The following is a 26,598-nucleotide window of genomic DNA, read 5'->3' on the forward strand; positions in this document are numbered from 1 at the left end:
TTCGGTGTAGCTGACCAGTTCGACGACGAGCCTGAACGGGGTGCTGAGGGCTTCGTCGAGGGTGAAGGAGACGACTTCGAAGAGGGTCTTGCTGGCCAGGGGCTGGAAGCGGTAATGCAGGTCGGATTGCGTGGGCATGGGAAGTCCTTTGGGTGCGGCTGTCCTTGAGTGGGCCGGTCTCGTCGCTGATGGCCTTTGCCAAACATGGCTATTGCAGTCAGTCACAAGCGACGGCTACGCAGACACGAAACCCTAGCGAGGAACGCCACACTGGTGGGCTATAGGGCTTCCCAAAACTACGTAGGACGTTTCTCCAATCGTCCTGATCGGCACGATTTGGCAGCATTCGGTTACAGTTCTTGGAGAAACTGTCTGAGGTTGCTGCCATGTCCGACACCTGCGCCCGTGAGCAGATCAACGCCCGTATCGCTAGCCTTGGCGCTCGGCCAGGCCTGGACCATCGCGCTCAGCTTGGGCAGGTGTCTGCGGTTGCGGCGCCAGGCCAGGTTGATCGGCAATCCTTCTAACGTGTACGCCGGCAGTACCTGTTGCCGCGTCCCGGCATCGAGCTGGCGCTGGAGCAGCCAGGTCGGTAACTGGGCGATGCCGTGCGCTGGCGCTGTTCCCGGTCTGCCAGGTGCGGGTGATGCAGGCCGGCGCCAAGGCCGGGACCTTGACCGTGTCGGCGGCCAATGCCGGTATCGCCGCCGGTGCGGCGTTGGGCGGCGCGACGATCCAGATGCTGGGGCTGGGCGCCTTGGGCTACGTGGCGTGCGGGTTTGCTGCGCTGGCGATGATCGCCACCCTGGCCATGCTGGCGAGCGAGTGAGGCCTACACCGCCCGGGCGTTGAGCAGGCGCACGCCCAGGCCGATGAACAGCGCGCCGCTGGCCCGCTTGAACCAGGCCGCCAGGGGCGAAGCCTTCAGGCGCAGGCCGAAGCGCCAGGCGGTGAAACAGTAGAAGGAATGCACCAGGCAGACGATCAGCGAGCCGCTCAGGTACATCGCCGCGAACTGGCCGAAGATCGGCCGCCCGGGCTCGAGAAACTGCGGCAGGAAGGCGCAGAAGAACACCAGGGTCTTGGGGTTGCTCGCCGAGACCAGGAAGGCTTCCACGGCGATCCGCCATTGCGTCTGGGGTGGCGTCGCGGCCACCTGCGCCGTCGGCGCGGTGGGGGCTCCTTTACCCAGCAACTGGCGCAGGCCGAGGTAGATCAGGTAAGCGGCGCCGGCCAGTTTCAGCGCCAGGAACGCCGTGGGCAACGAGATCAGCAGTGCGCCCACGCCCATGGCCACGGCGGTGATCGTCAGCAGTTGCGCGGTGAGGTTGCCGAACAGGGTCATGCCCATGCCGGAAGGGCCGTAGCGCAAGGCGTTACGCACGGTGAGCAGGACATTCGGGCCGGGCAGCAGCGAGGTGAGCAGATAGGCGAAGGAGAAGGTCAACCAGAGGTGCAGGGCCATGGGCGCGTCCTTTGCGCTGGGAAAGACAGACAATGCCAGTAATCGGCGCGGACCGCCATTGGGCTTGCGCACACATGAACTGTCGATCTGCTGGGGACAACGTGGAAGCGGCGGTGCGCCGATGCGACGGGCCCCGCGAACACCCGCGAAGCGGGTGCCAGGCATTGCGCAACCTTCATCGCGGGGCAAGCCCGCTCCCACGCCTCACACCCCTCGCCTTGGACCAGGTGTCAGCGCGCCAGGCGCCCGCTGACGAAGTGGGCGACATCGTTGAAGCCCGGGGTCGAGGCATGGCCCGGCGTCACCAGCGAATCGATGAAGGCCTCGTCCTCCGCCGTGACCTTGACCTCCAGCGCACCGGCATAGGTGTCCCACTGCGCCTCGGTGCGCGGCCCGACGATGGCCGAGCTGACCAGGCGGTTGTTGAGCACCCAGGCGATGGCGAACTCGACGATGCCGACGCCCTTGGCCTCGGTATAGGCATGGATCTTCTGGGCGATGGCCAGCGACTCCTGGCGCCATTCCACTTCCATGATGCGCTTGTCCTGGCGCCCGGCACGGCTGCCTTCGTCGGGGCTGGAGCCTGGCGCGTACTTGCCGCTGAGCACGCCACGGGCCAGCGGGCTGAACGGCACCACGCCCAGGCCATGGTAGGCGGCGGCGGTCAGTTGCTCGGGCTCGGCCTGGCGGTTGACGATGTTGTACAGCGGCTGGCTGACCACCGGCTTGGCCACGCCGAGCCTTTGCGCCACATTGCAGATTTCGGCGATGCGCCAGCCGCGGAAGTTGGACACGCCCCAGTAGCGGATCTTGCCTTGCGCCAGCAGGTCGCCGATGGCGCGCACGGTCTCTTCCAGCGGTACCGAATGGTCCTCGCGGTGCAGGTAGTAGATGTCCAGGTAGTCGGTGCCCATGCGCGTGAGGGTGGCCTCGATGGCATTGAACAGGTGCTTGCGCGACAGGCCGCTGCGGTTCGGCAGGCCATCGACCGGGCCATAGCCGGCCTTGGAGGCGATGATCCACTCGTGGCGGTTGCGCGCCACCGCCTCGCCGACGATCTCCTCGGAACGGCCGCCATTGTAGACATCGGCGGTGTCGACGAAGTTGATGCCCTGGTCCCAGGCCTTGTCGATGATGCGCAGCGAGTCTTCGGTGCTGGTCTGTTCACCGAACATCATGCTGCCGAGCGTCAGGGCCGAGACTTGCAGGCCGGAGTGGCCGAGGGGGCGGTAGATCATTGCAGATAATCCTTTTCTGACATCCTGAGAGGGGTTCCCCTCTTTTACACAGTTCCGCCCTGCTTTGAAAGCGCGGGCCAGGCGCCGTTTCCAGGCACTGGCGAATGGCTCATCCCTCCGGCCAGGCATCGATCAGCTCACGCGCCTCGCGGCTCGACAGCGGCCGTTTCATGCGCTGCGACAGCACGGCCATGGCCCGTGAACAGCCCTTGGCGATCACTGCCTCGACCTGATCGTCCAGGCACTGCAGAGCGATGAAGTCGCCCTGTTCCGGCGAGCCGACGTACTCGATGCGGTTCCAGCCGCTGGCATGCCCGAGCACTTCGTAGGTGCGGCCGTGCTGGTAGGTCCAGAAGAACGGCACGTCGTCGTAGCGGTGCCGCTCGCCGAGCATGTTGGCGGCGGCGATCACGCCGTGCTGCTGGGCCAGGCGCCAGTGCTCGATGCGTACCGGGCGGCCGGCCAGGGGGAAGGTGGCGATATCGCCGGCCGCCCACAGGCCGTCGGCGGCCTGCAGGTGCGCGTCTACCGTGAGCGAATGGTCATCGGCCAGGGGCAGGCCTTGGACGAAACGGGTGGCCGGGGTGACGCCGATGCCCAGCAGCACCAGCGCGGTCTCCAGGCGCTCGCCATTGGCCAGCAGCACGGCCTCGACGCGCTCGTGGCCGTCGAAGCCGATCACCTCGCTCGGCCCGTGGAACTGCACACCTTTGCGCTCGTGCAGCTCGCGCAGGGCCTGGCCGATGCGCTCGCCCAACTGCCGGGCCAGCGGGATGGCGTGGCGCGTGACCACATGCACCTGCAGGCCGTACTTGCGCAGGGCGCTGGCGGCTTCCAGGCCGATGAAACCGTCGCCGACGATCACCACCGGCTGGCCCGGCTCGGCCAGATCGAGCAGCTGCGCGGCATCGGTGCGCGAGCGCAGTACGCAGATGCCGGGCAGTTGCACGCCGGGGAGCTGGGGGCGGTTGGGCTTGCCGCCGGTGGCCAGCAGGGCGGCGTCGTACTTCAGTTGCTGGCCGTCAGCCAGGCTGATCACGCGTTTGCCGGCATCCAGCGCGCGTACCTTGCTGTGGATGCGCTGCAGCTGGCCCCGGCGCAGGTCGACTGGCGCGAGCAGCGAGGATACTTCGTCCACCGGCATCTGCCCGGCGATGACGAACTTGCTCAGGGCGGTGCGATCGTAGGCGTTTGGCTGTTCCTGGTCGATCCACAACAGGCGGCCGGCAAAGCCATGGTCGAGCAAGGTGGCGATGGCGGCCGCCCCGGCGGCGCCGGCGCCCACCACGACGAAGGTCCGCGCGTCGCTGTGGCGCGGCGTTTCGGCCTCGGGCAGTGGCTGGTCGTCCACCCATACCTGGCCGTCCCTGACCTGCACGGCATGGCGGCGCAGACCGGCCAGCGCCGGGGGCTCGCACACCAGGCCGTCGTCCACGGCGAAGGCGGCCTTGTGCCACGGGCAGATCAGCAACCCACCACAGACCGCGCCTTGTTCCAGTGGCGCGCCCTCATGCGGGCAGTTGGCCTGGTACGCACGCACCCGCTCGCCCTGGCGTACCAGGACGATGTCTTCGCTGCCGGCCTGGACGCGCAGGGGACGGTGTTCTTCGAGCTGTTCGAGGCTGGCCACGGCATGCAAGGTCATGGGGATCTCCTCAGCAGGTTGTGTTCATTTGACGCCCGCCATGGGCTCAGGCTGCGATCAGCCGACGACCGGAAGGGTGATTACAACATTTCACAAAAACTTCAAATGAGACTAAATTGACTCAAATCGAATGTGTAAGTACCATTCGCGCCAATTTTAGTTAACGGCTCGGGTGAGTTCATGAGCAATTTGCGTGTAATAGGGATGGTCAGCTGGCTGGCAGTGGCGGTAGCACTGGCTGGCTGCGGCGCGGCCGAAGAACAGCAGGCCGCGACTGAAACGGCATTTCCGGTGGAAACCGTGACGCTGGCCAGCGAACAGCTGGCCCTGGCTTCGACCCTGCCGGGCCGGGTCGAACCGATGCGGGTGGCCGAGGTGCGTGCCCGGGTGGCCGGCATTGTCCTGCACAAACGTTTCGAGGAAGGCGCCGACGTCAAGGCCGGCGATGTGCTGTTCCAGATCGACCCGGCACCGTTCAAGGCCGCCCTGGCGCGTGTCGAGGCCGATCTTGCGCGGGCCCAGGCGGTGCGGCAGGAGGCCCAGGCACGGGTCAAGCGCTATGAACCGCTGGTCAAGATCGAGGCGGTCAGCCAGCAGGACTTCGACAGCGCCAGCGCCGAGCTGCGCAGCGCCCAGGCGGCCGTGCGCTCGGCCCAGGCTGACGTGCAGACCGCGCGCCTGAACCTGGGCTATGCCACGGTCACTGCGCCGATCTCCGGGCGCATCGGCCGTGCCCTGGCCACCGAAGGCGCCCTGGTCGGGCAGGGCGACGCCACCTTGATGGCGCGCATCCAGCAGCTCGATCCGATCTACGTCGACTTCACCCAGTCCGCCGCCGAAGCCCTGCGTCTGCGTCAGGCCCTCAAGGACGGCGCGCTCGGCGGTGGCGACGACAAGGCGCTGACCGCCCAGGTGGAAGGCACCGACTACCAGCGCCAGGGCGCGCTGATGTTCACCGACGTGGCGGTCGACCGCAGCACCGGCCAGGTCACCCTGCGCGGTCGTTTCGACAATGCCGACGGCATCCTGCTGCCGGGCATGTACGTGCGCGTGCGCACCCCGCAGGGCACTGACCCGCAGGCCATCCTGGTGCCGCAACGGGCGGTGCAGCGCGGCAGCGACGGCGAGGCGCGGGTGATGGTGGTCGGCACCGGCAGCCTGGCCGAGGCGCGCAGTGTGCGTACCGGCGTGATGCACGGTTCGCGCTGGCAGATCACCGAAGGCCTGCGCGCTGGTGACCAGGTCATTGTCGGCAGCCCGGCCGGGCTGGCTCCCGGCATGCCGGTAACGCCTGCACAGGCGCAACAGGCCGCGGCGCATTAAGACGAGGGTAGCGAGATGTCCAAGTTCTTCATCAATCGGCCGAACTTCGCCTGGGTCGTGGCGCTGTTCATTGCCCTGGCCGGCCTGCTGGTGATCCCGGCATTGCCGGTGGCCCAGTATCCCAGCGTGGCGCCGCCGCAGATCTCGATCAACGCCGCCTACCCGGGCGCCTCCGCCAAGGTGATGGTGGAGTCGGTGACCAGCATCATCGAGGAGTCGCTCAACGGCGCCAAGGGCCTGCTGTACTACGAATCCACCAACAACTCCAACGGCGTCGCCGAGGTGCTGGTGACCTTCGAGCCGGGCACCGATCCGGACATGGCCCAGGTCGACGTGCAGAACCGCCTGAAGAAGGCCGAGGCGCGCATGCCCCAGGCCGTGCTGACCCAGGGCCTGAAGGTCGAGCAGGCGAGCTCCGGCTTCCTGCTGATCTACGCCCTGACCAGCAAGGCTGGCGACAGCGGTGACACCACGGCCCTGGCCGACTATGCCGCGCGCAATATCAACAATGAACTGCTGCGCGTGCCCGGCGTGGGCAAGCTGCAGTTCTTCGCCTCCGAAGCGGCGATGCGGGTCTGGGTCGATCCGCAGAAGCTGGTGGGCTACGGCTTGTCCATCGACGACATCAACAACGCCATCCGTGGCCAGAACGTCCAGGTACCGGCCGGCAGCTTCGGCAGCACGCCGGGCGCCAGCGAACAGGAGCTGACCGCGACCCTGGCCGTGCAGGGCACCCTGGAAACCCCCGAGGCGTTCGCCGCTATCGTCCTGCGCGCCAACCCGGACGGCTCCAGCGTGCGCCTGGGCGATGTCGCGCGCATGGCCATCGGCAGCGAGAACTACAACCTGTCGGCGCGTCTGAACGGTCACCCGGCCGTGGCTGGCGCGGTGCAGCTGGCGCCTGGCGCCAACGCCATCCAGACCGCGACCCTGGTCAAGGAACGCCTGGCGGAGCTGGCGCAGTTCTTCCCCGAGGGCGTCGAGTACTCGGTGCCCTACGACACTTCGCGCTTCGTCGACGTGGCCATCGAGAAGGTGATCCACACCCTGATCGAAGCCATGGTGCTGGTGTTCCTGGTGATGTTCCTGTTCCTGCAGAACCTGCGCTACACCCTGATCCCGTCGATCGTGGTGCCGGTGTGCCTGCTGGGCACGCTGATGATCATGAAGCTGCTGGGCTTTTCGGTGAACATGATGACCATGTTCGGCATGGTGCTGGCCATCGGCATCCTGGTGGACGACGCCATCGTCGTGGTGGAGAACGTCGAGCGGCTGATGGCCGAGGAAGGGCTGTCGCCAGTGGATGCGACTGTCAAGGCGATGGGACAGGTGTCCGGGGCGATCATCGGTATCACCCTGGTGCTGGCGGCAGTGTTCCTGCCGCTGGCGTTCATGTCCGGCTCGGTCGGGGTGATCTACCAGCAGTTCTCGGTGTCGCTGGCGGTATCGATCCTGTTCTCCGGTTTCCTCGCCCTGACCTTCACCCCGGCGCTGTGTGCCACGCTGCTCAAGCCGGTGCCCCATGGGCACCACGAGAAAGGCGGTTTCTTCGGCGCTTTCAACCGCGCCTTTGCCCGCGTCACCGAGCGCTACTCGGTGATGAACAGCGCCCTGGTGGCCCGTGCCGGGCGTTGGATGCTGGCCTATGCCGGCATCCTGGTGGTGCTTGGTTATTCCTACCTGCGTCTGCCGGAGGCGTTCGTGCCGGCCGAGGACCTGGGCTACAGCATCGTCGACGTGCAGCTGCCACCGGGTGCCAGCCGGGTGCGTACCGACCATACCGCCGAGGCGCTGGAGCAGTTCCTGATGTCCCGCGAGGCGACGGCCAACTCGTTCATCGTCAGTGGCTTCAGCTTCTCGGGCCAGGGCGACAACGCCGCGCTGGCGTTCCCGACCTACAAGGACTGGTCCGAGCGCAGCAAGGCGCAATCGGCCGAGGCGGAAACCGCCGCCATCAACGCGCAGTTCGCGGCAAATGGCGACGGCACCATCACTGCAGTCATGCCGCCGCCGATAGACGGCCTGGGCAACTCCGGTGGTTTCGCCCTGCGCCTGATGGACCGTGGCGGGCTGGGGCGCGAGGCGCTGCTGGCGGCCCGTGACCAGTTGCTGAGCCGTGCCAACGGCAACCCGGTGATCCTCTACGCGATGATGGAAGGCCTGGCCGAGGCGCCGCAGCTGCGGGTGCAGATCGACCGTGAGAAAGCCCGCGCCCTGGGCGTTAACTTCGAGTCGATCAACAGCACCCTGGCCACCGCTTTCGGTTCGGCGGTGATCAACGACTTCACCAACGCCGGGCGTCAGCAACGGGTGGTGGTGCAGGCCGAGCAGGGTGAGCGCATGACCCCGGAAAGCGTGCTGCGCCTGTATGCGCCGAACGCCCAGGGCGAGCAGGTGCCGTTCAGTGCCTTCGTCACCACCCGATGGGAAGAGGGCCCGGTGCAGCTGGTGCGCTACAACGGCTACCCGTCGATTCGCATCGCCGGCGACGCCGCGCCCGGCCACAGTACCGGCCAGGCCATGGCCGAGATGGAGCGTCTGGCCAGCGAACTGCCGCCGGGGATCGGCTATGCCTGGACCGGCCTTTCCTATCAGGAGAAGGTCTCCAGTGGCCAGGCCGCCGGCCTGTTCGCCCTGGCCATCCTGGTGGTGTTCCTGCTGCTGGTGGCACTGTACGAAAGCTGGGCGATCCCGCTGACGGTGATGCTGATCGTGCCGATCGGCGCCTTGGGCGCGGTGTGGGCGGTGCTGCTCACTGGCATGCCCAACGACGTGTACTTCAAGGTCGGCCTGATCACCATCATCGGCCTGGCGGCGAAGAACGCCATCCTTATCGTCGAGTTCGCCAAGGAACTGTGGGAGAAGGGTTACAGCTTGAGTGACGCCGCGATCGAGGCCGCGCGCCTGCGTTTCCGCCCGATCGTGATGACCTCCATGGCCTTCATCCTCGGCGTGGTACCCCTGGCCATCGCCACCGGCGCCGGCGCGGCGAGCCAGCGCGCCATCGGTACCGGGGTGATTGGCGGCATGCTCAGCGCCACCCTGCTGGGGGTGGTGTTCGTGCCGATCTGTTTCGTCTGGGTGCTGAAGCTGCTCAAGCGCAAGCCGGCCCCTGTGCAACACGCTGTCGAGGTGACGAAGTGATGGTCATGGGTAAATGTGCACTCCCGTTCGCGCTGGCCGTTACCCTGGTCGGCTGTTCCCTGGCACCGACCTACCAGCGCCCGGAGGCGCCGGTGGCGGCTGCCTGGGGCGATGCCGCCGGCCATCAGGGCAAGTCGGTGGAGCAGCTGGACTGGCAGGCGTTCATCGTCGATCCGGCCTTGCACCAACTGGTCACCACGGCACTGGACAACAACCGCTCCCTGCGTCAGACCCTGCTCGACATCGAGCAGGCCCGTGCGCAATACCGTATCCAGCGGGCCGATCGGGTACCTGGCCTGAATGCCGGTGCCTCCGGCAACCGCCAGCACCTGCCGGCGGACCTGTCGAACAGCGGCAGGGAAGGGGTCAGCAGCAGCTACCAGGTGGGGCTGTCGCTGCCAGAGTACGAAGTGGACCTGTTCGGTCGGGTCAAGAGCCTGAGCGATGCGGCCCTGGAGCAGTACCTGGCCACCGAGGAAGTCGGCCGCGCCGCCCGCATCGCGCTGATCGCCGAAGTGAGCCAGGCCTACCTGAGCCTGGACGGTGCCGAGCGGCGCCTGACGCTGACTCGCCAGACCTTGGCCAGCCGCGAGGATTCGCTGGCCCTGGTCGGCCAGCGGCGAGGCGCCGGCACGGCCACGGCACTGGACCACCAGGAGGCGCTGGGGTTGGTCGAGCAGTCACGGGCCGAGCTGGAAGGCATCGTGCGCGAGCAGCGCCAGGCCTACAACGCCCTGGTGCTGCTGGTGGGCAGCGCCGAGGCGGCCAAGTCGATTCCCGCCGAGCGGGCGCAGGCGCCGATGGTCCTGCAGGACATCGCCCCGGGCGCGCCGTCGGCGTTGATCGAGCGCCGCCCGGACATCCTCGCCGCCGAGCACCGGCTGCGGGCGCGCAATGCCGATATCGGCGCGGCGCGGGCGGCGTTCTTCCCGCGGATCAGCCTGACCGGCAGCTTCGGCACCTCCAGCGCGCAGATGTCCGGGTTGTTCGACGGTGGCTCGCGTAACTGGACGTTCATGCCGCAACTGTCGCTGCCGCTGTTCGACGCCGGGCGCAACCAGGCTGGCCTGAACCTGGCCGAGGTGCGCAAGGACTCGGCGGTGGCTGCTTACGAAGGCACGATCCAGAGCGCCTTCCGCGAAGTGGCCGACGCCCTGGCCACCACCGACACCCTGCGCCGCGAGGAAGCGGCGCGGCGGGCCCTGGCCGACACCAGCCGGGCGACCGTGGCGCTGGCCAAGGCGCGCTACGAGGGCGGCGTGGACAACCACCTGCGCTACCTGGACGCGCAGCGCAACGGCTATGTCAACGAAGCGGCGTTCATCGAGGCCAGCACCCAGCGCCAGCTGGCACTGGTCGATCTGTTCCGTGCCTTGGGCGGTGGCTGGCCGGCCGAGGGCTGAAAAAACTCCTTTGGTTGGGGATTCCAACCGCTTCGGCCCCGGGGGATTTTTGCCCCGGGGCTTTTTTTGCCTGAAAGATGAGGTAGGTAGGACCGACGTAATCGCGGGGCAAGCCCGCTCCCACGGAATTCGCCTATTACTGCGCAAGTGGGCTTTTCGTGGGAGCGGGCTTGCCCCGCGATCGAGGCGTTAATCCTGCAACAGATCCGGGCTGTTGAAGTTGCTCAATCGCGGATCGTCCTCGAAACACTCCAACCCCTGGACGCTCGCCTGCAGCAAGGCCTTCTGCAAACTCCGCTCGCCTGCCTGCCAGGCTTGCTCCAGCAATGGCAACACGCGCCGGGGCAACACACTGAACATCGGCTGCCAATACCCGCCCTGGCGCACCATCGCCACGCTGTCATGCGCCACGGCCAGGCGCAGCAGGTCCTCGACCAGCGCCCGGTCGATGCGCGGCGCATCGCAGGCCAGCACCGCCACCCACGCGTGTCGCGCTGCCCTGAGCCCGCTGATCACGCCGGCCAGCGGACCGGGAAAGTCCGCTTCGGCGTCGGTGACGAGCTGGTCGGCGTAGGTCGCGTAGGCCGCCTGGTTGCGGTTGCAGGAGATCACCAGGTCATCGCTCAGCGCCCGCACGGCGCGTTGCACATGCGCCACCAACGGCTCGCCGCGCCAGGGCACCAGCCCCTTGTCACGCCCGCCCATGCGCTGGCCACGGCCGCCGGCGAGGATAAGGATGGAGCAGGGGGGAAGGGGGGCAGGCATGACGGCGGCTTCTGTCGGTGGCACGAGGTGGACCACCCTCCCATGCCCTCGTCGCGTTGTCCAGCGCAGTGCAGGCAAGCGGCCACCTGACATTTCTGCCAGTTGTGCGAGGCCGGACGGCTAATAGCTAATGGTTTGCACAGGCGTCATCGAGCTGGCTCGAGACAGCCTCGATGACAGAATTGTGTCGAATCCTTTAGACCTGGAGCGTGGCGATGAACAAGAAAAACCTGATCGAATCGATTGCCGAGTATGCCGATATCAGCAAAGTGTCCGCCGGGCGCTGCCTGAATGCCTTCATCAATGCCGTGGCCAAGGAGTTGACGGCGGGGGGCTCGGTATCCCTGGTGGGCTTCGGGGCATTCTCTGTAGCGGATCGGCGCAGCCGTAAAGGGCGCAACCCGCGAACCGGCAAGGCGATCCGGATCCCGGCCAGGAAGCAGCCGGTGTTCAAGGCGGGCAAGGCCCTGAAAGAGGTCGTCAACTAAGGTGCGCAAGCGCCAGGCAGGCACTGGGGGCCTGCCTGGCGCTTGCCGGCTCACAGCGGCTGGTCGGCCGCCTCGGCACTATGCCGCGCCGTCTTGCCGCGCCCGGCCAGGCGCATCACCACCACGAAGAACACCGGCACGAACACCACGGCGAAGGTGGCGCTGAGCATGCCGCCGATCACCCCGGTGCCGATGGCTTGCTGGCTGGCCGAGCTGGCGCCGCTGGCGATGGCCAGCGGCACTACGCCGAGGATGAACGCCAGCGAAGTCATCACGATCGGGCGCAGGCGCAGACGGGCAGCCTGGATCGCCGCGTCCGCCGCATCGACGCCCTGGTCCACCAGGTCCTTGGCGAACTCGATGATCAGGATGGCGTTCTTCGCCGACAGGCCGATCAGGGTGATCAGGCCGACCTTGAAGAACACGTCGTTGGGCAGCCCGCGCAGGGTCACCGCGAGCACCGCGCCGAGCACGCCCAGGGGCACCACCAGCAGCACCGCGGTGGGGATCGACCAGCTCTCGTACAGCGCGGCCAGGCACAGGAACACCACCAGCAGCGACAGCGCCATCAGCAGTGGCGCCTGGCTGCCGGACAGGCGTTCCTGCAGCGACAGGCCGGTCCACTCCAGGCCGGCACCTGCCGGCAGCTGTGCCACCAGGCGCTCGATCTCGGCCATGGCCTCGCCCGAACTGTAGCCGGCCGCCGGCTCTCCGGAAATCGACACCGCCGGGTAGCCGTTGTAACGGGTCAGCTGCACCGGGCCGGACTGCCAGCGGGCGCTGACGAAGGCGCCCAGGGGCACCATCTTGCCGCTGCTGTTGCGCACGTGGATCTTCAGCAAGTCCTCGACCTGGCTGCGCCGGTCGCCTTCGGCCTGCACCACCACCCGCTGCATGCGGCCCTGGTTGGGGAAGTCGTTGACGTAGTTCGAACCCACCGCGGTGTCGAGCACCGCGCCGATGTCGGCGAACGACACGCCCAGGGCGTTGGCCTGGCGGCGGTCCACTTGCAGCTCGACCTGAGGGCTCTCTGCCAGCGATGCTTCGCGCACGTTGACCAGCACCTTGCTCTTGCGCGCCGCGTCCAGCAGTTGGTCGCGGGCCTCCATCAGCCCCGCGTGGCCCATGCCGCCGCGGTCCTGCAGGCGGAACTCGAAACCGGTCGACTCGCCCAGGCCGTCCACCGGCGGTGGCAGCACCGCGTAGGCGATGGCGTCCTTGAGCTGGGTGAAGGCCATGGTGGCGCGCTCGGCGATCGACTGCGCGCTGTCGTCGCCACCGCGCTCGGACCAGTCCTTGAGCGTGGTGAAGGCCAGCGCCGCGTTCTGCCCGCTACCGGAGAAGCTGAAGCCGAGGATCAGCGTGGTGTTGGCCACGCCGGGCTCTGCGGCGTTGTGCGCCTCGATCTGCTGCCCGACCTCGATGGTGCGTGCCTGGCTGGCGCCCGGCGGCAGCTGGATGTCGGTGATGGTGTAGCCCTGGTCCTCGGTGGGCAGGAAGGCGGTGGGTAGCTGGCTGAAACCGTACACCAGCACGCCGACCAGCGCGGCATACACCAACAGGTAGCGACCGCTGCGGGCCAGGGCGTGGGTCACCCAGCGCTGGTAGCCGTTGCTCATGCCTTCGAAGCGGCGGTTGAACCAACCGAAGAAGCCCTTGCGCTCATGATGCTCGCCTTTCTCCAGCGGCTTGAGCAGGGTGGCACACAGGGCCGGGGTCAGGCTCAGGGCGAGGAACGCCGAGAACAGGATCGACACCGCCATCGACACCGAGAACTGCTGATAGATCACCCCCACCGAACCTTGCATGAAGGCCATCGGCAGGAACACCGCCACCAGCACCAAGGTGATGCCGACGATGGCGCCGCTGATCTGGCCCATGGCCTTGCGCGTGGCTTCCTTGGGCGGCAGGCCTTCCTCGGCCATGATCCGCTCGACGTTTTCCACCACGACGATGGCGTCGTCCACCAGGATGCCGATGGCCAGCACCATGCCGAACAGGGTCAGTACGTTGACCGAGAAACCCAGGACGTTCATCACCGCGAAGGTGCCCATCAGCGCCACCGGCACCACCAGGGTCGGGATCAGCGTGTAACGGAAGTTCTGCAGGAACAGGAACATTACCGCGAACACCAGCACCATGGCTTCGAGCAGGGTGTTGATCACCTGTTTGATCGAGACCTTGACGAAGGGCGAGGTGTCGTAGGGGATGTCGTACTTCACCCCGGACGGGAAGTAGCGCGCCAGTTCGTCGAGCTTCTGCTTGACCAGGGTCGCGGTTTCCATGGCGTTGGCGCCGGGCGACAGCTTGACGCTGAAGGCGCTGGTGGCCTTGCCGTTGAGGCGGGTGCCGTACTGGTATTCCTGGGCGCCGATCTCGACCCGCGCCACGTCACCGACGGTGACCGTGGAGCCATCGGTGTTGGCGCGCAGGACGATGGCGGCGAATTCCTCGGGGGTGCTCAGCTGGCCCTTGACCACCACGTTGGCGGTGATCTCCTGGGTCGGTCGGCTCGGCAGATCGCCGATGCTGCCGGGGGCGACCTGGGCGTTCTGCGCGGCGATGGCCTCGGCCACGTCGTTGGGCGTGAGGTTGAAGCCGACCAGCTTGGCCGGGTCGATCCAGATGCGCATGGCCCGTTCGGAGCCATACAGCTGCGCCTTGCCGACGCCCTTGAGGCGACGGATCTCGTTCATCACGTTGCGCGCGAGGATGTCCGACAGGGCGATCTCGTCGAGGCTGCCGTCCTCGGAGGTAAGGGTGGCCAGCAACAGGAAACCGGTGGACACCTTCTCCACCTGCAGGCCTTGCTGGGTGACCGGGCGCGGCAGGCGCGACTCGATCACCTTGAGGCGGTTCTGCACGTCGACCTGGGCCATGTCCGGGTTGGTGCCGGGCTGGAAACTGGCGGTGATGGTGGCGCTGCCCAGGCTGCTCTGCGATTCGAAATAGAGCAGGTTGTCGGCACCGTTGAGCTCCTGCTCGATGATGCTGACCACGCTCTCGTCCATGGTCGCCGCCGAGGCGCCGGGGTAGACGGCGTAGATTTCCACCTGCGGCGGGGCCACGTCGGGATACTGGGCGACCGGCAGTTGCGGGATGGCCAGGGCGCCGACCAGGAGGATGAACAGGGCGACCACCCAGGCGAACACCGGGCGGTCGATGAAGAACTGCGGCATGGATCAGGCCCTCATTGGCCGTTGTGTTGGGCGACTGCGGTGGCGCCTGGTTGTTCGTCGACTTGCACCTGGTCGCCGGCCTTGACGTGTTGCAGGCCCTCGACCACCACGCGATCACCCGGGGCCAGGCCCTCGCTGACGATCCAGCGGTCGCCCTGGGCGCTGCCCAGGGTCACCTGGCGTTCGCTGATGCGGTCTTGCTGGTCGACCAGCAGCACCTTGGGCACCCCGGCGCTGTCGCGCAGGATGGCGCGTTGCGGCACGCTGATGCCCTGGGGCTGCACGGCCTGGTCCAGGCGCACGCGCACATAGCTGCCGGGCAGCAGGTCGAGGTCCGGGTTGGGGAACTCGCTGCGCAGGGTGATCTGGTTGGTGCTCGGGTCGACGCTGATATCGGAGAACAGCAGCTTTCCGGCCAGCGGGTAGGCGCTGCCATCGTCCTGGATCAGCGTGGCCTTGACCTGGTCGCGGCCCACCTGCTGCAGCTCGCCGGCACGCAGCGAACGGCGCAGGGCATTGAGCTCGCGGGTCGACTGGGTGACGTCGGCGTGGATCGGGTTCAACTGCTGGATGGTGGCCAGCGGCGTGGTCTCGCTCTGGCCGACCAGCGCGCCCTCGGTCACCAGGGCGCGGCCGATGCGCCCGGAGATCGGTGCGGTGACGGTGGCGTAGCCCAGGTTCAGGCGCGCGCGTTCCAGCGCCGCCTTGGCTTCGCCAACCGCGGCGTCGGCCTGGAGGAAGGCGGCGCGGGCGTTGTCGTATTCCTGGCGGCTGACCGCCTTGTCGTCGACCAGTTCACGGTAGCGTTGCTCCTGCAGGCGCGCCTGGTACAGCGTCGCCTCGGCCTTGGCCAGGGTGGCACGGGCGCTGTCGAAGTCGGCCTTGAACGGCGCCGGATCGATCAGGAACAGTACATCGCCCTGTTTCACGTCGCTGCCTTCGCGGTACACCCGCTTGAGCACCACGCCGGCTACCCGAGCGCGTACCTCGGCGGTACGCGGCGCGAGGATGCGGCCGCTCAGTTCGGTGCTGATCGCCAGTGGCTGCACGGCCAGGGTCTCGACCCGCACCTGGGAAGGCGGGGTCTGTTCTTCCTGTTCGGCGGCGTCGTTGCAGCCGGCCAGGGAAAGGGTCATCAGCGCCAGCAGCGCCAGGGGGCGCAGGCGCGAAGGGCAGGGAATGGACATACGGATCTTCCAGGTTTGATCCAGCGTATGCTAAAGCAGCCGTTCGGGTGGCGGCTGTTAAGCTGTGTTGGGCGTGTGTGAAAAAGTGTGAACAATCGGCGGTGGCCCGCGCGGGATTCTATATCCTGCCTTACTTCAATCTTTCGTCAAATCCCCTTATGCCGAACATTCTCCTGGTCGAAGACGACAGCGCGTTGTCTGAACTGATCGCCAGCTACCTGCAACGCAACGATTTCCATGTCCGGGTGATTGCCCGCGGCGACCATGTGCTGGACGAGTTCCGCCGGCAGAAGCCGGACCTGGTGATCCTCGACCTGATGCTGCCGGGCCTCGACGGCCTGCAGGTGTGCCGCCTGCTGCGCCAGGAGAGCCAGGGCCTGCCGATCCTCATGCTGACCGCCCGTGACGACAGCCACGACCAGGTGCTGGGGCTGGAGATGGGCGCCGACGACTACGTCACCAAACCGTGCGAGCCCCGCGTGCTGCTGGCCAGGGTGCGCACGCTGCTGCGCCGCAGCAGCGTCAACGAGCCGCGCCTGGACAGTGACCTGATCCAAGTCGGCGGCCTGCGCATCGACCTGGCCGAGCGCACGGTCAGCTGGCGCGGCGAGGAAGTGGAACTGTCCAGCGGCGAGTACAACCTGCTGGTGGTGCTGGCGCGCAATGCTGGCGAGGTGATGAGCCGCGACCGCATCCTCCAGCAGTTGCGCGGCATCGAGTTCAACGGCACCGACCGCTCGGTGGACGTGGCTATCTCCAAGCTGCGCCGGCGCTTCGACGACAGCGCCGGTGAAGCGCGCAAGATCAAGACCGTGTGGGGCAAGGGCTATCTGTTCAGCCGCGTCGAGTGGGAGTACTGATACGCCATGCTGAAAATCCTGGTGCGCTTGTACCTGGTGATCATCGTCGCCTATGCCGGTGCTTTGCTGTTGATCCCGGACGCCATCGTCGGGCTGTTCCACGATCGCTTCATGGCCTACAACCTCGACCAGGCCAAGGGCGTGCAGACCCTGATCGTGCGCCAGTTCCAGCAGGCGCCGCGGGAGCAGTGGCCGACGGTGGAAAAGGAACTGGCCGAGGCGTTCAAGCCGTTGGAGGTGCGCTTGCTGCGCATGGACGACGCCGAGCTGAGCAGCGAGGAAAAGGCCCGGCTCGAGCACAGCCTGTACGTGGTGCGCCTGGCCGACTGGGGCTACTACGAAACGGCGCTGGCGCCGCTCGGCGAGGGCTGGCTGGTGCGCCTGCACTCGCCGGACGACCCGCTGGACATCAACGTGCTGTCCTGGGGCGTGACCGTGCTGATCGGCGCGGCCATGCTCGGCTGCCTGCTGCTGTGGGTATGGCCGCACTGGCGTGATCTGGAGCGCCTGAAGGATACCGCGCGGCGCCTGGGGCGTGGCGAGATGTCCGAGCGCACGCATATCTCGCCGCGCTCGAACATCGGCGAGCTGGCCGGGGTGTTCGACACCATGGCCAGCGACCTGGAGCGCCACGTCAACCAGCAGCGTGAACTGCTCAACGCGGTGTCCCACGAGCTGCGCACTCCGTTGACCCGCCTGGACTTCGGCCTGGTGCTGCTGTTCGACGAGGTGCCGCCGGCCAGCCGCAAGCGTTTGCTGGGGCTGGTGGGCCATGTGCGCGAGCTGGACGAGCTGGTCCTCGAGCTGCTGTCCTACAGCCGCCTGGAAAGCGCCGACCAGGCCCGTGAACGGGTCGAGGTGTCGTTGCTCGAGCTGGTGGACAGCGTGCTCGGCGGATTCGCCGAGGAACTCGACGATCGCGGCATCCAGTGGGAGGTGCAGTGCGACACCGATCTACCACGCTTCGTCCTCGATCCGCGGCTGACCGCCCGCGCGGTACAGAACCTGGTGCGCAACGCCATGCGCTACTGCGACGAAAGCCTGCTGCTGCGCCTGCGCCTGGAAGAGGACGGTGCCTGCCTGGTGACGGTCGAGGACGACGGCATCGGCATTCCGGCCGAGGAGCGTGAGCGGATCTTCCAGCCGTTCTACCGCCTGGATCGCAGCCGTGATCGCAACACGGGTGGTTTCGGCTTGGGCTTGGCGATCAGTCGAAGGGCCATCGAAGGGCAGGGCGGCACGCTGACCGTGGCGCAGTCGGCGCTGGGCGGCGCACAGTTCAGGATTCGCTTGCCCGCTGGTTGAGGCAGCGCCTGGACCGGCCTCATCGCGGGGCAAGCCCGCTCCCACGTTGCTGATGGAGGCAGGTGATGGAGCTGGCGTGGGAGCGGGCTTGCCCCGCGATGTTCATTGTCCAAGCAGGCTTTCCGACCAGGTCACGAAGCGGTCCTTGCCCGTATGCTTGGCTTCGTACAGTGCCTGGTCCGCCCGGATCAGCGCCGTGCTCAGGGTATCGCCGCTATCGATCCGGGCCAGGCCGATGCTGATGGTCACCGGGTGTGCCCCAAGGTCCTCGCGTACCCGCTGGCACAGCCTCGCAACTTGCTGCTCGGCGCCTGTTCCATCCAACCCCTGGAAGAAGATCGCGAATTCCTCGCCGCCCAGCCGGGCGATCTCGTAGCCGGTCATCGCCGCTTTTATATGCCCCGCCACGCGCTTGAGCACCTCGTCGCCGATGTCATGGCCAAAGCGGTCGTTGACCTGCTTGAAGTTGTCGATGTCGATCATCGCCAGGTACTGCTCGCCGGCCTGTTGCAGCTGCTTTTCGGCCTTGGCCATGAACGAGCGACGGTTGGGGATGTCGGTCAGCGCGTCGATATAGGCCTGCTCCAGCAGTACCTTGGTCAGGTAGAAGTTGTGCAGCTTGGCCTGGCGGATGCGCAGGTAGCTGTAGATCACCAGGCCACTGAGGCATACCGCGTAGCTGATCAACATCGCGCCTTCGAGCTCCAGGGCTTCGATGCGGGTGTGGAGGAAAGGATTGAGCATGATCCAGGTGATGCCCATGGCGCAGAAAAACGACCAGCGTCGCACCGGCAGCACCGACACGGTGTACAGCACGGTGGAGACCCCGAGCACCAGCCATACCGGGCGCAGGGCGATGGGGATGCCCTCGATCACCAGGCGCATGGCCACGGTGATCACGGCCACGAACAGCAGGTTGAGCACGTCGAAATGCTGGCTCCTGTGGGTGAAGCCCAGGACCACGGTGAGGCTGCACAGCAGGGCGATGAACGCCCCGGACAGCCAGGTGAAGCCCTGGCCGCCGAGGTAGCTGACGATCAGGTCGAAGACCAGCCAGATGGCGATGCCGATGCAGAAGATCAGCAGGCAGAAGCGGCGCATGGCCTCGAATTCGTGCTGGCGGAACTCGGCGCGCAGCGCGGCGGGAGCGACTTGTTGGCGGATGTGGGCTTCGAGGGTTTTGTACATGCTGGAGGATACCCTCGGCTATTGTGCTGTTCTTGCCGGCCCTATCGCGGGGCAAGCCCGCTCCCACAAAGGTTGGGTGCTGCTATTCGTGGGAGCGGGCTTGCCCCGCGACGAGGTTCGTTCAGGTGGCTGGTTTCAATCCCTGGAAAGCGTCCCTCTGGCCCAGGGTCGATAGCGCAGGGCGAACACGGACTCGGCGTGGCAACCTGCGCTCAGCGCTGGCTGCGCAGGCTCGGCGCGGAACGGTTGGCCAGGCTTGCTGACCTGGCGAAACGCCTCGCGCACGATGCCCACCCGGCAGGGCAGGGCCTGTTCGTAGCCTTGGCGTACCAGCGGCGCCAGGCGGCTCGTGCCGGCGCCGTCCTGCCACCAGACGTTCAGGCCAAGGCTGGCCAACTGCTCCAGCCACGCGCCATTGACCCGCGGCGACAACTGGCCGGCGCTGAAGGCGCTGATATGCAGGGGCTTGTCCAGTTGCCGGTTGAACGCCTGCAATTGCGTGTGCAGCGCATCGCGCCTGGCCGGGTCGCGAAAGTGCAGGTCGTCCAGTTCCATGGGCAGGTACCAGCCGGCCACCGGCAGCGCCCATTCGGCCTTGAGCTGCTGGTACTGGGTGAGCGAGCGTCCCAGCTGCGCCTTGAAGTAACTGTTCAGGCCTTCGCCGTCGAGTTGTTCGAGGCGCTGATAGTAGGCGGGGTCCATGTACAGGCCCAGCACCAGCTCCAGGCCTTGGGCCCGCGCCTCGCGCAGACTCCCGGCCAGCCAGCCCTCGGAGCCTCCAAAGTCGCTGTCGCCGTAGGCGCTCCACTGCACGATCAGGGTCTTGCCACCCTGGGCCACGGTGGCGCGCCACAGGTTTTGCCACTGCGCCGGGGTGACGTTCGCGTCGCGGTTGAGCGGCTGGTAGAACAGGCGCTGGTCGGCTTGGGCGGGTAGCCAAAGGATGAACAGGCAGAGAGCCAGGAAGCTACGCATCAGAAGTTCATCTCCACACCCAGCAGCACGCCGTTGCCGCGTTCGTAGAGGTTGCCGCCCAGTGCCTGCTGATACTCGGCGCGTACTTTCAGCGAGCCGCGATAGGCGTTGTAGCGGTCGTCGTCGAACCACCACTGCCAGCGCACGCCGACCCCGGCGCGGGCATCCTGGCGCCAGTCGTTGCTCGGGTCCTGGCTGGAAAACTCGAGGAAGCCGTAGGGCATGATCGTCTGCGGCGACTGGCTCGGCAGTTTCCAGGCATGGCCCTGCTGCAAGCGCGACAGCCAGGCATGGTCGCCGGCGCGGGTCCACCAGGCGGCGTCGAGGTAGAGGAAGCGCTCGTCCCAGTCGTCCTCGTCGATACGCCAGTCGTTGCGGTACTTGCCCTGATCCAGGAACGAAGCAGTGGCGCGCAGCAGCAGGTCGTTGCTCGACTCGGCGTTGTGACGCAGGTCGCCCCAGTTGCCGCCGACCTTGGCCGGGCTGAGCAGTTCGCCCAGGCTCAGGCCACTGTAGTGCGTGCTGTCGATCTGGCGCTGGTGGTACAGCTCGGCGTACAGGTTGAGGTTGGCCTGGCCGAGCGGCTTGTAGCGCAGGCCGACGCCGGTGCCCATGCTCTGCGCATAGTCGGTGCGGCTCTGGCCACCGAACAGCACGCGGCCGTAGACCGACAGGGTGCTGCCATTGCGGCTGGGCTCCTCGCCCAGGGCGTGGTCCCACATCGCCAGCTGCACGTTCTGCGAGCGGGCCCGGCGCGAGCTGCCGCTGCGTTCGCCGGTGTCGAGGAACTTGTCGTTGGTCGAGGTGCCGGCGGGCGACCAGGTGCTGGCCAGGGTGATGCTGTCGCGGCGCGACAGGGCTTCATGGGCGCGACGCTGGCGGTACTTGCGCGCCTCCAGGCTGCCGTACTCGTCGTCGCCGTCGACCAGGTTGCGCTCCACGTCCAGCACCCGGCGCAGCTCGCGGCGGGCCGAGGCGCTGTCTTCGACCTCGTCGTAGCGCAGGGCCAGGGTCTCGCCCAGGCGGTAGTCCTCGGGGAAGTCGCGGCTGGCGCGCTCCAGGTAGGGTATGGACTGGCGGCGTTGCTGCTTGTCCGCCGAGCCCGCCAGACGCATGCCGTAGTCGGCGCGGTAACGCGGTTGGTCCGGCGCCAGGCGCACGGCCTCGGCCAGCCAGGCGCTGCTCTGGGCGCTGTCGCCGGCCTGCTGGGCGGTGCCGGCGGCAGCGTAGTAGTGATCGGCGCGCGGGGCATGACGCAGCGCTTCGCGCTGGAAGGCCAGGGCCTGCTGCGGGTCGCCCTGGCGCTGGGCAATGGCGGCGCCCAGCGCCCAGTCGTCAGCACTCTGGTGCGCCGCCGCATCCCAGTGGCGGCGGGCGGCGTCGGCGTCATCGGCGTTGAGCGCGCCACGGGCGGCGGTCAGGCGCGCATTGTCGGTCCAGGCGCTGGCCGGCAGGCTGTTCCAGATCGGCAGCGCCGCCTGGGAGTCGCCGGAGGCTTCCAGGGCGTAGGCCAGAGGCAGCCGACTGCCGCTATCGCCCAGGCGTTCGGCGGCCTGGTAGTAGACCACCGCTTCGCCAGGCTGATCAGGCATGGCGCAGCGCCCCAGGGCGCGATACTGCCCGGCTTCGACCGGGGTGGCCGGGATGGCCTGGCGCACGGCCTCGCACTGGCCGGCTTCGGCCAGGCGGCCCAGTAGCTGGCCACGGGTGACGGCATCGACCCGTGGCGCCAGGGCAAGCATGCGTGGGCCGTCCAGCGGGCCGTCGTTGCGCGCATAGAGGTTGCCCAGGCGTTGCAGCAGCGAGGGCGTCAGCCTGCCCTGGCGACGCGCGTAGGCGTTGTCGAGCAGCTGCCGGGCGCGTTCGCTCTGGCCGCTTTCGAGCAGCATGAAGCTGGCTTGTTCCAGGGCCGCGAGGTCGCCAGTCTGTCGGTAGCGTTGCTCCCACTGCGCCGCGGTGCGCGGTTGCGCAGGCTGCGCGGGGTCGCCGTACAGGCGTTGCCTGAGGATGGCATGGCTGCGCGGATTGTCGCGGGCCTGGCATTGGCCAAGCTGCTCGCGGGCCAGCTTCAGGTCCTTGTGCGACAGCCAGTCGACGGTCTCCAGGCACGGGCGTTGCAGTTCGTTGCTCAGCTGGCGCACCAGCGGCGCATCATCGCCTTCACGGGCCAGCTCCCACAGCTGCTGGCGCTGCTCGGGGTGCTGCAGTTGATCGGCGGGCAGGCTATGCAGCCAACGTTCGGCCTGCTGGTTGTGGCCCATGGCGATGGCGCGGTTGGCCATGGCCAGGCGGGCGCGGGTCGCCGCTTCCTGGGAAGGAGCGCTGGCCAGGAGTGAGTTCAGGCCCTTTTCATCGACCTGCTGGATATATGCATTGGCCAGGCGCTGCCAGTCCTGCGGGGGCAGTTGGCCCTGGTCGGCCAGCGGTTGCAACTGGTCGATGGTCTCGCCCCAGTTGCGCAACTGCTCGGCGAAGTTGGCCCGGGTCATGCGCAACACCATGCCATCGTCGCGTACCGGCAGATGGTTGAGCCACTCCAGGGCCTTGGCCGCGCCGCCGAACTTGGCCAGGCTGACGCTGTAGGCCTGCCACAGGCGCACGCGCTGCTGGCCATGGCTGTCGGCGAGCCATGCCTCCACCTGGCTCGCGGCCGGCGGGTCCTGCTCGATCCAGGTCAGGCGCAGTTCCAGCAGGGCATCGGCGTGTTCGGGGTTGTCGTCGAGGTCTTCGGCAATGGCCTGGGCCTCCTTGTACCGCCGTTGATGGGCCAGGGCCTCGGCCAGCAGGGCGCGGGCCTCGTTGTTGTTCGGCACGCGCCCCAGTACGTGGCGGGTCAGGCGCTCGACCTCGGCCCAGTTGTCCTTCTGCGCCTCCCGATAGCCACGTTCCATGAACGGGTAGCTGGTGAAGCGCTGGAAGTCGGTCATCGGCTTGGTCGGCGCGGCCAGGGCAGAAGAACACAGCAACAGGCTGGCGAAGGTCAGGGAAAGACGCGGCGTCATGCCACCTCCCGGGTCAGGTCGTAGGCGGCCTGCTGTTCGCTGGCCTGCTCGGCAAGGGCTTGCTGCAGCACCTCCTCGGTGATGATGCCGCGGGCGATCAGGTGCTCGCCCAGGCTCTGCTGCTCAGGGTTGAAGTCGATCAGGGCCTGGTTGAACAGGGTCACCGGCACCATGCCGCGCACCTGCAGCAGCGAACCGAGCATCACCTGATGGGTGCCGACCCGCTCCAGCAGCGCGCCATCGTCCTGGTGGCGTTCGAGTATCTCGAGCATTTCCCGGGTCTCGGGTTTCTGCCAAGGGCTCGGGTAGTGATAGCGCAGGCCCAGGGTCACGCGCCCCTGCGGCGCCAGGCGGGCACGCACCGGGCGTTTGAGCTGGCGGCTGATGACCCCCAGCGAGACCTGGCTGACCGGGCTTTCGCTGGCCAGCACCAGGGTGTCGCCGTCTTCGTCCACCGGCAGTACGCCGTAGTGGGTGGCGAGCTTGCGCGGCAGCTTGGCGATCAGCGCCGGGGCGATCTTGAACGGATTGAGCGGTGCCCAGGGCAGGTCCAGTTGCTCGGCGAGGGTCTCGACCAGCTGTTCGCTGGTGAGCCAGCCGCGCAGCAGCAGCTCGCGCCCGAGGCGCCGGCGTACCGGGCTGGTGATGGCCTGCTCCAGCTGTTCTTCGCTGATCAGGCCTTTCTCCACCAGGCGATGGCCCAGCGGCGTGCGTGCCGGCGCGGCGAGGGCAGGGAACTCGTGGGTGGTCTTGTCCCAGGCCACCCGCCGCGAATCGCCCATCTCCATCACCTGGCGCAGGGCGCGCAGGTTGGCGAAGAAGTTGACGAAGTTGCTCCACATCATCCGCGGTGCCGAGAGCAGGCCTTCGAAGACGCCGTAGTAGCGGGTGACGAACCAGAACCGCTGGAACAGGCGGTTGAACAGCAGCAGGCCGTTGAGCCACAGCAAGGTGCTGAGCAGCGTGCTGTCGCTGAGGATCGACATGAAGCGCCACGACTGCGGCGCGATCACCGTGACCAGCCACATGGCCAGCAGCACCAGCAGCAACAGGTTGACCAGGAAGCTCAGCAGGTAGGCGAACAGCCCGCGGCGGTCGCGCCAGAGGAAATAGTTGAGCGCGCCCTTGCGGCTCCAGCCGAGGTTGCTGGTGCCCTGGAACACGATGCCGACGATCCACCGCGATTTCTGGCGGATGGCGTGCTGCCAGTCACGGGGAAAATGCTCGCGTACGCAGATCACCTGGGCGAACTCGCGGCTCATGCCGGGGCGCCACGCCTGTTTGAGGGCCAGCGCCGGGTCGGTGATGGAGTAGCGGGCGAAGATGCACTTCATGCCTTTCTGCTTGAGGCGGAAGCCGATGTCGTAGTCTTCGGTCAGGCTCTGCACATCGAAGGCGATGCCGTCGCCGTCCTCCAGCAGCGCGCTGATGGCCCGGCGGCTGAAGCAGGTGCCGACCCCGGCGCTGGGCACCTGGCCGGTGAGCGCCTCGCGCACGATGACGTCCTTGCCGTGGTTCTCGGCGAACTCGTCGACGTAGTGGCCGGCGGTGAAACCTTTCCATTCCGGGGCGTAGGGGTATACCGGGATCTGGATCATGTCCTTGTTCGGCAGCAGGTAGTTGAACAGGCGCAGTTCCATGGGCGAGATGACGTCTTCGGCGTCATGCAGGATGAACCCGGCGAACTCGATGCGCGCGTCCTGCTGGAAACGCAGGATGGCGTCGATGATGTTGTTCAGGCAGTCGGCCTTGCTGGTAGGGCCGGGGCGGGCGCAGACCACCTTGTGCACGTTGGGGTAGTGCAGGCACACGGCGTCGACGTCGGCCTGGGTCTGCGGGTCGTTGGGGTAGGTGCCGACAAAGATCTGGTAGTTCTCGTAGTCGATGGTCGAGGCGGCCAGGCGCGCCATCTCGCCGACCACGCCGACCTCGTTCCAGGCCGGCACCATGATCGCCAGGGGCTTTTCCGGCACCTCGAACAGGCGCTTTTCGTCGGCCTTGTCGAACTTGTCGTAGATCCGGAAACGTCGGATCAGCTTGCGGCCCCAGTAGCACAGGTCGATGAACAGGTCATCCAGGCCCAGCAGGAACATCAGTGTTGCCAGGATGATGGCAAGGATCTTCAGGCCGAACAGGACGTAGGTGAGGAAATCGATGAAGGCCAGGCTCATGCGTTGTCCCGTGCGGCGGATTGCTCGGCGAACCAGCGGCTCAGGCGCTCGGCGATGCGCTCGCTGGCGTGGCCGTCGCCGAAGGGGGTGTAGACCCGCGCCATGCGCTCATAGGCGACCGGGTCGTCGAGCAGCTGGCTGGTCTCCTGGACGATGCGCTCGGTGAGCGTGCCGACCAGCTTGACCGTGCCACCCTTGAGCACTGCGGGGCGCTCGGTGACCTTGCGCAGCACCAGCACCGGCTTGCCCAGCGCGGGGGCCTCTTCCTGCACGCCACCGGAGTCGGTGAGGATGATGTGGGCGCGGTTCATCAGCCAGACGAAGTGCGGGTAGTCCTGGGGCGCGACCAGGTGGATGTTGTCGCGGCCCGAGAGCACGCTGTACACCGCGTGCTGCACCTGCGGGTTGAGGTGCACCGGATAGAGGAACTGCACGTCCGGGTAGCGCAGGGCCAGTTCGGCCAGGGCCAGGCAGATGCGTTCGAAGCCGCTGCCGAAGTTCTCCCGGCGATGACCGGTGATCAGCACCATGCGCTGGTCGTCGCGCAGCACATTGAGCGGGGAGTCGGCGGCGGGTCGCCAGTTGTCCTTGTGCAGTTTGTCGCGCATCCACAGCAGGGCGTCGATCACCGTGTTGCCGGTGACCTCGATGTGCTCGGGCGGCACGCCTTCGCGGATCAGGTTGGCGTCGGAGTCGCGGGTGGGGGTGAAGTGCAGTTCGGCGAGCACGCCGGTCAAGCGTCGGTTGGCTTCCTCGGGCCAGGGCTGCTGCAGGTTGCCGGTGCGCAGGCCGGCCTCGACATGGCCGATGGGAATGTGACGGTGGAAGGCAGCCAGCGAGGCGATGAAGCTGGTGGTGGTGTCGCCGTGGACCAGGACGATATCCGGTTTGACCTGTTCGTAGGCCTGGTCGAGCTTGTCCAGCAGGTCGCGGGCCAGGCCATTGAGGGTCTGGTTCTGGGTCATCACCTGCAGGTCCTGGTCGACCGTTAGGCCGAAGGCGGTAAGGACCTGTTCGAGCATTTCGCGGTGCTGGCCGGTGGAGCAGATTTGCAGGTCGACCTCTGGCCAGTCGCGCAGGACGCGGGCCAGCGGAGCCATCTTGATCGCTTCGGGGCGGGTGCCGAAAACCATCATCACGGTGTAAGCCATCGTGTAGTTCCTCGTTCGATTCCCTGGACGAAGTTGTACGACGTGTCGCCGCTTGCAGTCATAGATACAAGCAGCCGATCGCAGGGTTGTCCAATACGCGGCGTGCCCC

General features: G+C 67.1%; 17 protein-coding genes and 1 pseudogene. 7 read left to right on the top strand and 11 right to left on the bottom strand.

Annotation, left to right across the window (positions count from 1 at the left end; all coding sequences use genetic code 11):
• Positions 1–616: 616 nt before the first annotated feature.
• A pseudogene (locus ABZO33_RS24505) lies at positions 617–829 on the top strand (MFS transporter); the annotation flags it as partial.
• A 3-nt stretch (positions 830–832) separates the two neighbouring features.
• On the opposite strand, the gene ABZO33_RS24510 reads toward ABZO33_RS24505, so the two are convergent.
• From ABZO33_RS24510 to ABZO33_RS24520, 3 genes are all read right to left on the bottom strand, one after another.
• On the bottom strand, positions 833–1,465 hold the full coding sequence (locus tag ABZO33_RS24510; protein WP_414538149.1) for a LysE family translocator: 633 nt from the start codon (positions 1,463–1,465) through the stop codon (positions 833–835).
• Between the two features lie 230 nt (positions 1,466–1,695).
• The gene (locus tag ABZO33_RS24515; RefSeq protein WP_414538150.1) at positions 1,696–2,703 is read right to left on the bottom strand and encodes an aldo/keto reductase; all 1,008 of its coding nucleotides are present in this window, start codon (positions 2,701–2,703) and stop codon (positions 1,696–1,698) included.
• Positions 2,704–2,812: 109 nt separating this feature from the next.
• The gene (locus ABZO33_RS24520) at positions 2,813–4,348 is read right to left on the bottom strand and encodes an FAD-dependent oxidoreductase (RefSeq protein ID WP_414538151.1); all 1,536 of its coding nucleotides are present in this window, start codon (positions 4,346–4,348) and stop codon (positions 2,813–2,815) included.
• A gap of 180 nt (positions 4,349–4,528) precedes the next feature.
• Here ABZO33_RS24520 and ABZO33_RS24525 point away from each other — a divergent pair, with 180 nt between their 5' ends.
• From ABZO33_RS24525 to ABZO33_RS24535, 3 genes are read left to right on the top strand one after another with little or no spacing between them, the layout of a single operon-like run.
• On the top strand, positions 4,529–5,671 hold the full coding sequence (locus ABZO33_RS24525) for a MexC family multidrug efflux RND transporter periplasmic adaptor subunit (protein ID WP_414538152.1): 1,143 nt from the start codon (positions 4,529–4,531) through the stop codon (positions 5,669–5,671).
• 15 nt (positions 5,672–5,686) lie between these two features.
• Positions 5,687–8,815, top strand: a complete 3,129-nt coding sequence (locus ABZO33_RS24530) for a multidrug efflux RND transporter permease subunit (RefSeq protein ID WP_414538153.1) — start codon at positions 5,687–5,689, stop codon at positions 8,813–8,815.
• Positions 8,815–10,218, top strand: coding sequence for an efflux transporter outer membrane subunit (locus ABZO33_RS24535; RefSeq protein ID WP_414538154.1), 1,404 nt, complete (start codon positions 8,815–8,817; stop codon positions 10,216–10,218). Before ABZO33_RS24530 ends, ABZO33_RS24535 begins: the two co-directional genes overlap by 1 nt.
• 189 nt (positions 10,219–10,407) lie before the next feature.
• Here ABZO33_RS24535 and mobA read toward each other — a convergent pair whose 3' ends face one another.
• Complete coding sequence (gene mobA, locus ABZO33_RS24540) at positions 10,408–10,983, bottom strand: molybdenum cofactor guanylyltransferase MobA (RefSeq protein WP_414538155.1); 576 nt, start codon at positions 10,981–10,983, stop codon at positions 10,408–10,410.
• Between the two features lie 215 nt (positions 10,984–11,198).
• On the opposite strand from mobA, the gene ABZO33_RS24545 reads away from it, so the two are divergent.
• Positions 11,199–11,471 (top strand): HU family DNA-binding protein, encoded by a 273-nt coding sequence (locus ABZO33_RS24545; protein ID WP_414538156.1) that lies wholly within the window; start codon positions 11,199–11,201, stop codon positions 11,469–11,471.
• 50 nt (positions 11,472–11,521) lie between these two features.
• Here ABZO33_RS24545 and ABZO33_RS24550 read toward each other — a convergent pair whose 3' ends face one another.
• Both ABZO33_RS24550 and ABZO33_RS24555 read right to left on the bottom strand, forming a co-directional pair.
• Positions 11,522–14,650 (bottom strand): multidrug efflux RND transporter permease subunit, encoded by a 3,129-nt coding sequence (locus tag ABZO33_RS24550; protein ID WP_414538157.1) that lies wholly within the window; start codon positions 14,648–14,650, stop codon positions 11,522–11,524.
• An 11-nt stretch (positions 14,651–14,661) separates the two neighbouring features.
• The gene (locus ABZO33_RS24555) at positions 14,662–15,837 is read right to left on the bottom strand and encodes an efflux RND transporter periplasmic adaptor subunit (protein WP_414538158.1); all 1,176 of its coding nucleotides are present in this window, start codon (positions 15,835–15,837) and stop codon (positions 14,662–14,664) included.
• Positions 15,838–15,995: 158 nt separating this feature from the next.
• Between ABZO33_RS24555 and ABZO33_RS24560 the strand changes: the two genes are divergently transcribed.
• Positions 15,996–16,697, top strand: a complete 702-nt coding sequence (locus ABZO33_RS24560) for a response regulator transcription factor (protein ID WP_062360827.1) — start codon at positions 15,996–15,998, stop codon at positions 16,695–16,697.
• A 6-nt stretch (positions 16,698–16,703) separates the two neighbouring features.
• Positions 16,704–18,002, top strand: coding sequence for an ATP-binding protein (locus tag ABZO33_RS24565; protein ID WP_414538159.1), 1,299 nt, complete (start codon positions 16,704–16,706; stop codon positions 18,000–18,002).
• A gap of 102 nt (positions 18,003–18,104) precedes the next feature.
• Here ABZO33_RS24565 and ABZO33_RS24570 read toward each other — a convergent pair whose 3' ends face one another.
• The 5 genes from ABZO33_RS24570 to wecB all read right to left on the bottom strand — a co-directional run bounded on the left by ABZO33_RS24570 (position 18,105) and on the right by wecB (position 26,489).
• Positions 18,105–19,190 carry a diguanylate cyclase domain-containing protein gene (locus ABZO33_RS24570; protein ID WP_414538160.1) on the bottom strand — a complete coding sequence of 362 codons (1,086 nt, stop codon included), beginning with the start codon at positions 19,188–19,190 and terminating at the stop codon, positions 18,105–18,107.
• A gap of 135 nt (positions 19,191–19,325) precedes the next feature.
• The gene (locus ABZO33_RS24575) at positions 19,326–20,165 is read right to left on the bottom strand and encodes a DUF4434 family protein (RefSeq protein ID WP_414538161.1); all 840 of its coding nucleotides are present in this window, start codon (positions 20,163–20,165) and stop codon (positions 19,326–19,328) included.
• On the bottom strand, positions 20,165–23,167 hold the full coding sequence (locus tag ABZO33_RS24580; RefSeq protein WP_414538162.1) for a phage receptor: 3,003 nt from the start codon (positions 23,165–23,167) through the stop codon (positions 20,165–20,167). The genes ABZO33_RS24575 and ABZO33_RS24580 overlap by 1 nt, the downstream gene beginning before the upstream one ends.
• Positions 23,164–25,338, bottom strand: a complete 2,175-nt coding sequence (nrfB, locus tag ABZO33_RS24585) for a cyclic di-3',5'-guanylate-activated glycosyltransferase NrfB (RefSeq protein ID WP_414538163.1) — start codon at positions 25,336–25,338, stop codon at positions 23,164–23,166. The genes ABZO33_RS24580 and nrfB overlap by 4 nt, the downstream gene beginning before the upstream one ends.
• On the bottom strand, positions 25,335–26,489 hold the full coding sequence (gene wecB, locus ABZO33_RS24590; protein WP_414538164.1) for a non-hydrolyzing UDP-N-acetylglucosamine 2-epimerase: 1,155 nt from the start codon (positions 26,487–26,489) through the stop codon (positions 25,335–25,337). Before wecB ends, nrfB begins: the two co-directional genes overlap by 4 nt.
• Between the last annotated feature and the right edge of the window lie 109 nt (positions 26,490–26,598).

The sequence above is a fragment of the Pseudomonas sp. CAM1A genome (genome assembly GCF_047501685.1).
GTDB lineage: Bacteria > Pseudomonadota > Gammaproteobacteria > Pseudomonadales > Pseudomonadaceae > Aquipseudomonas.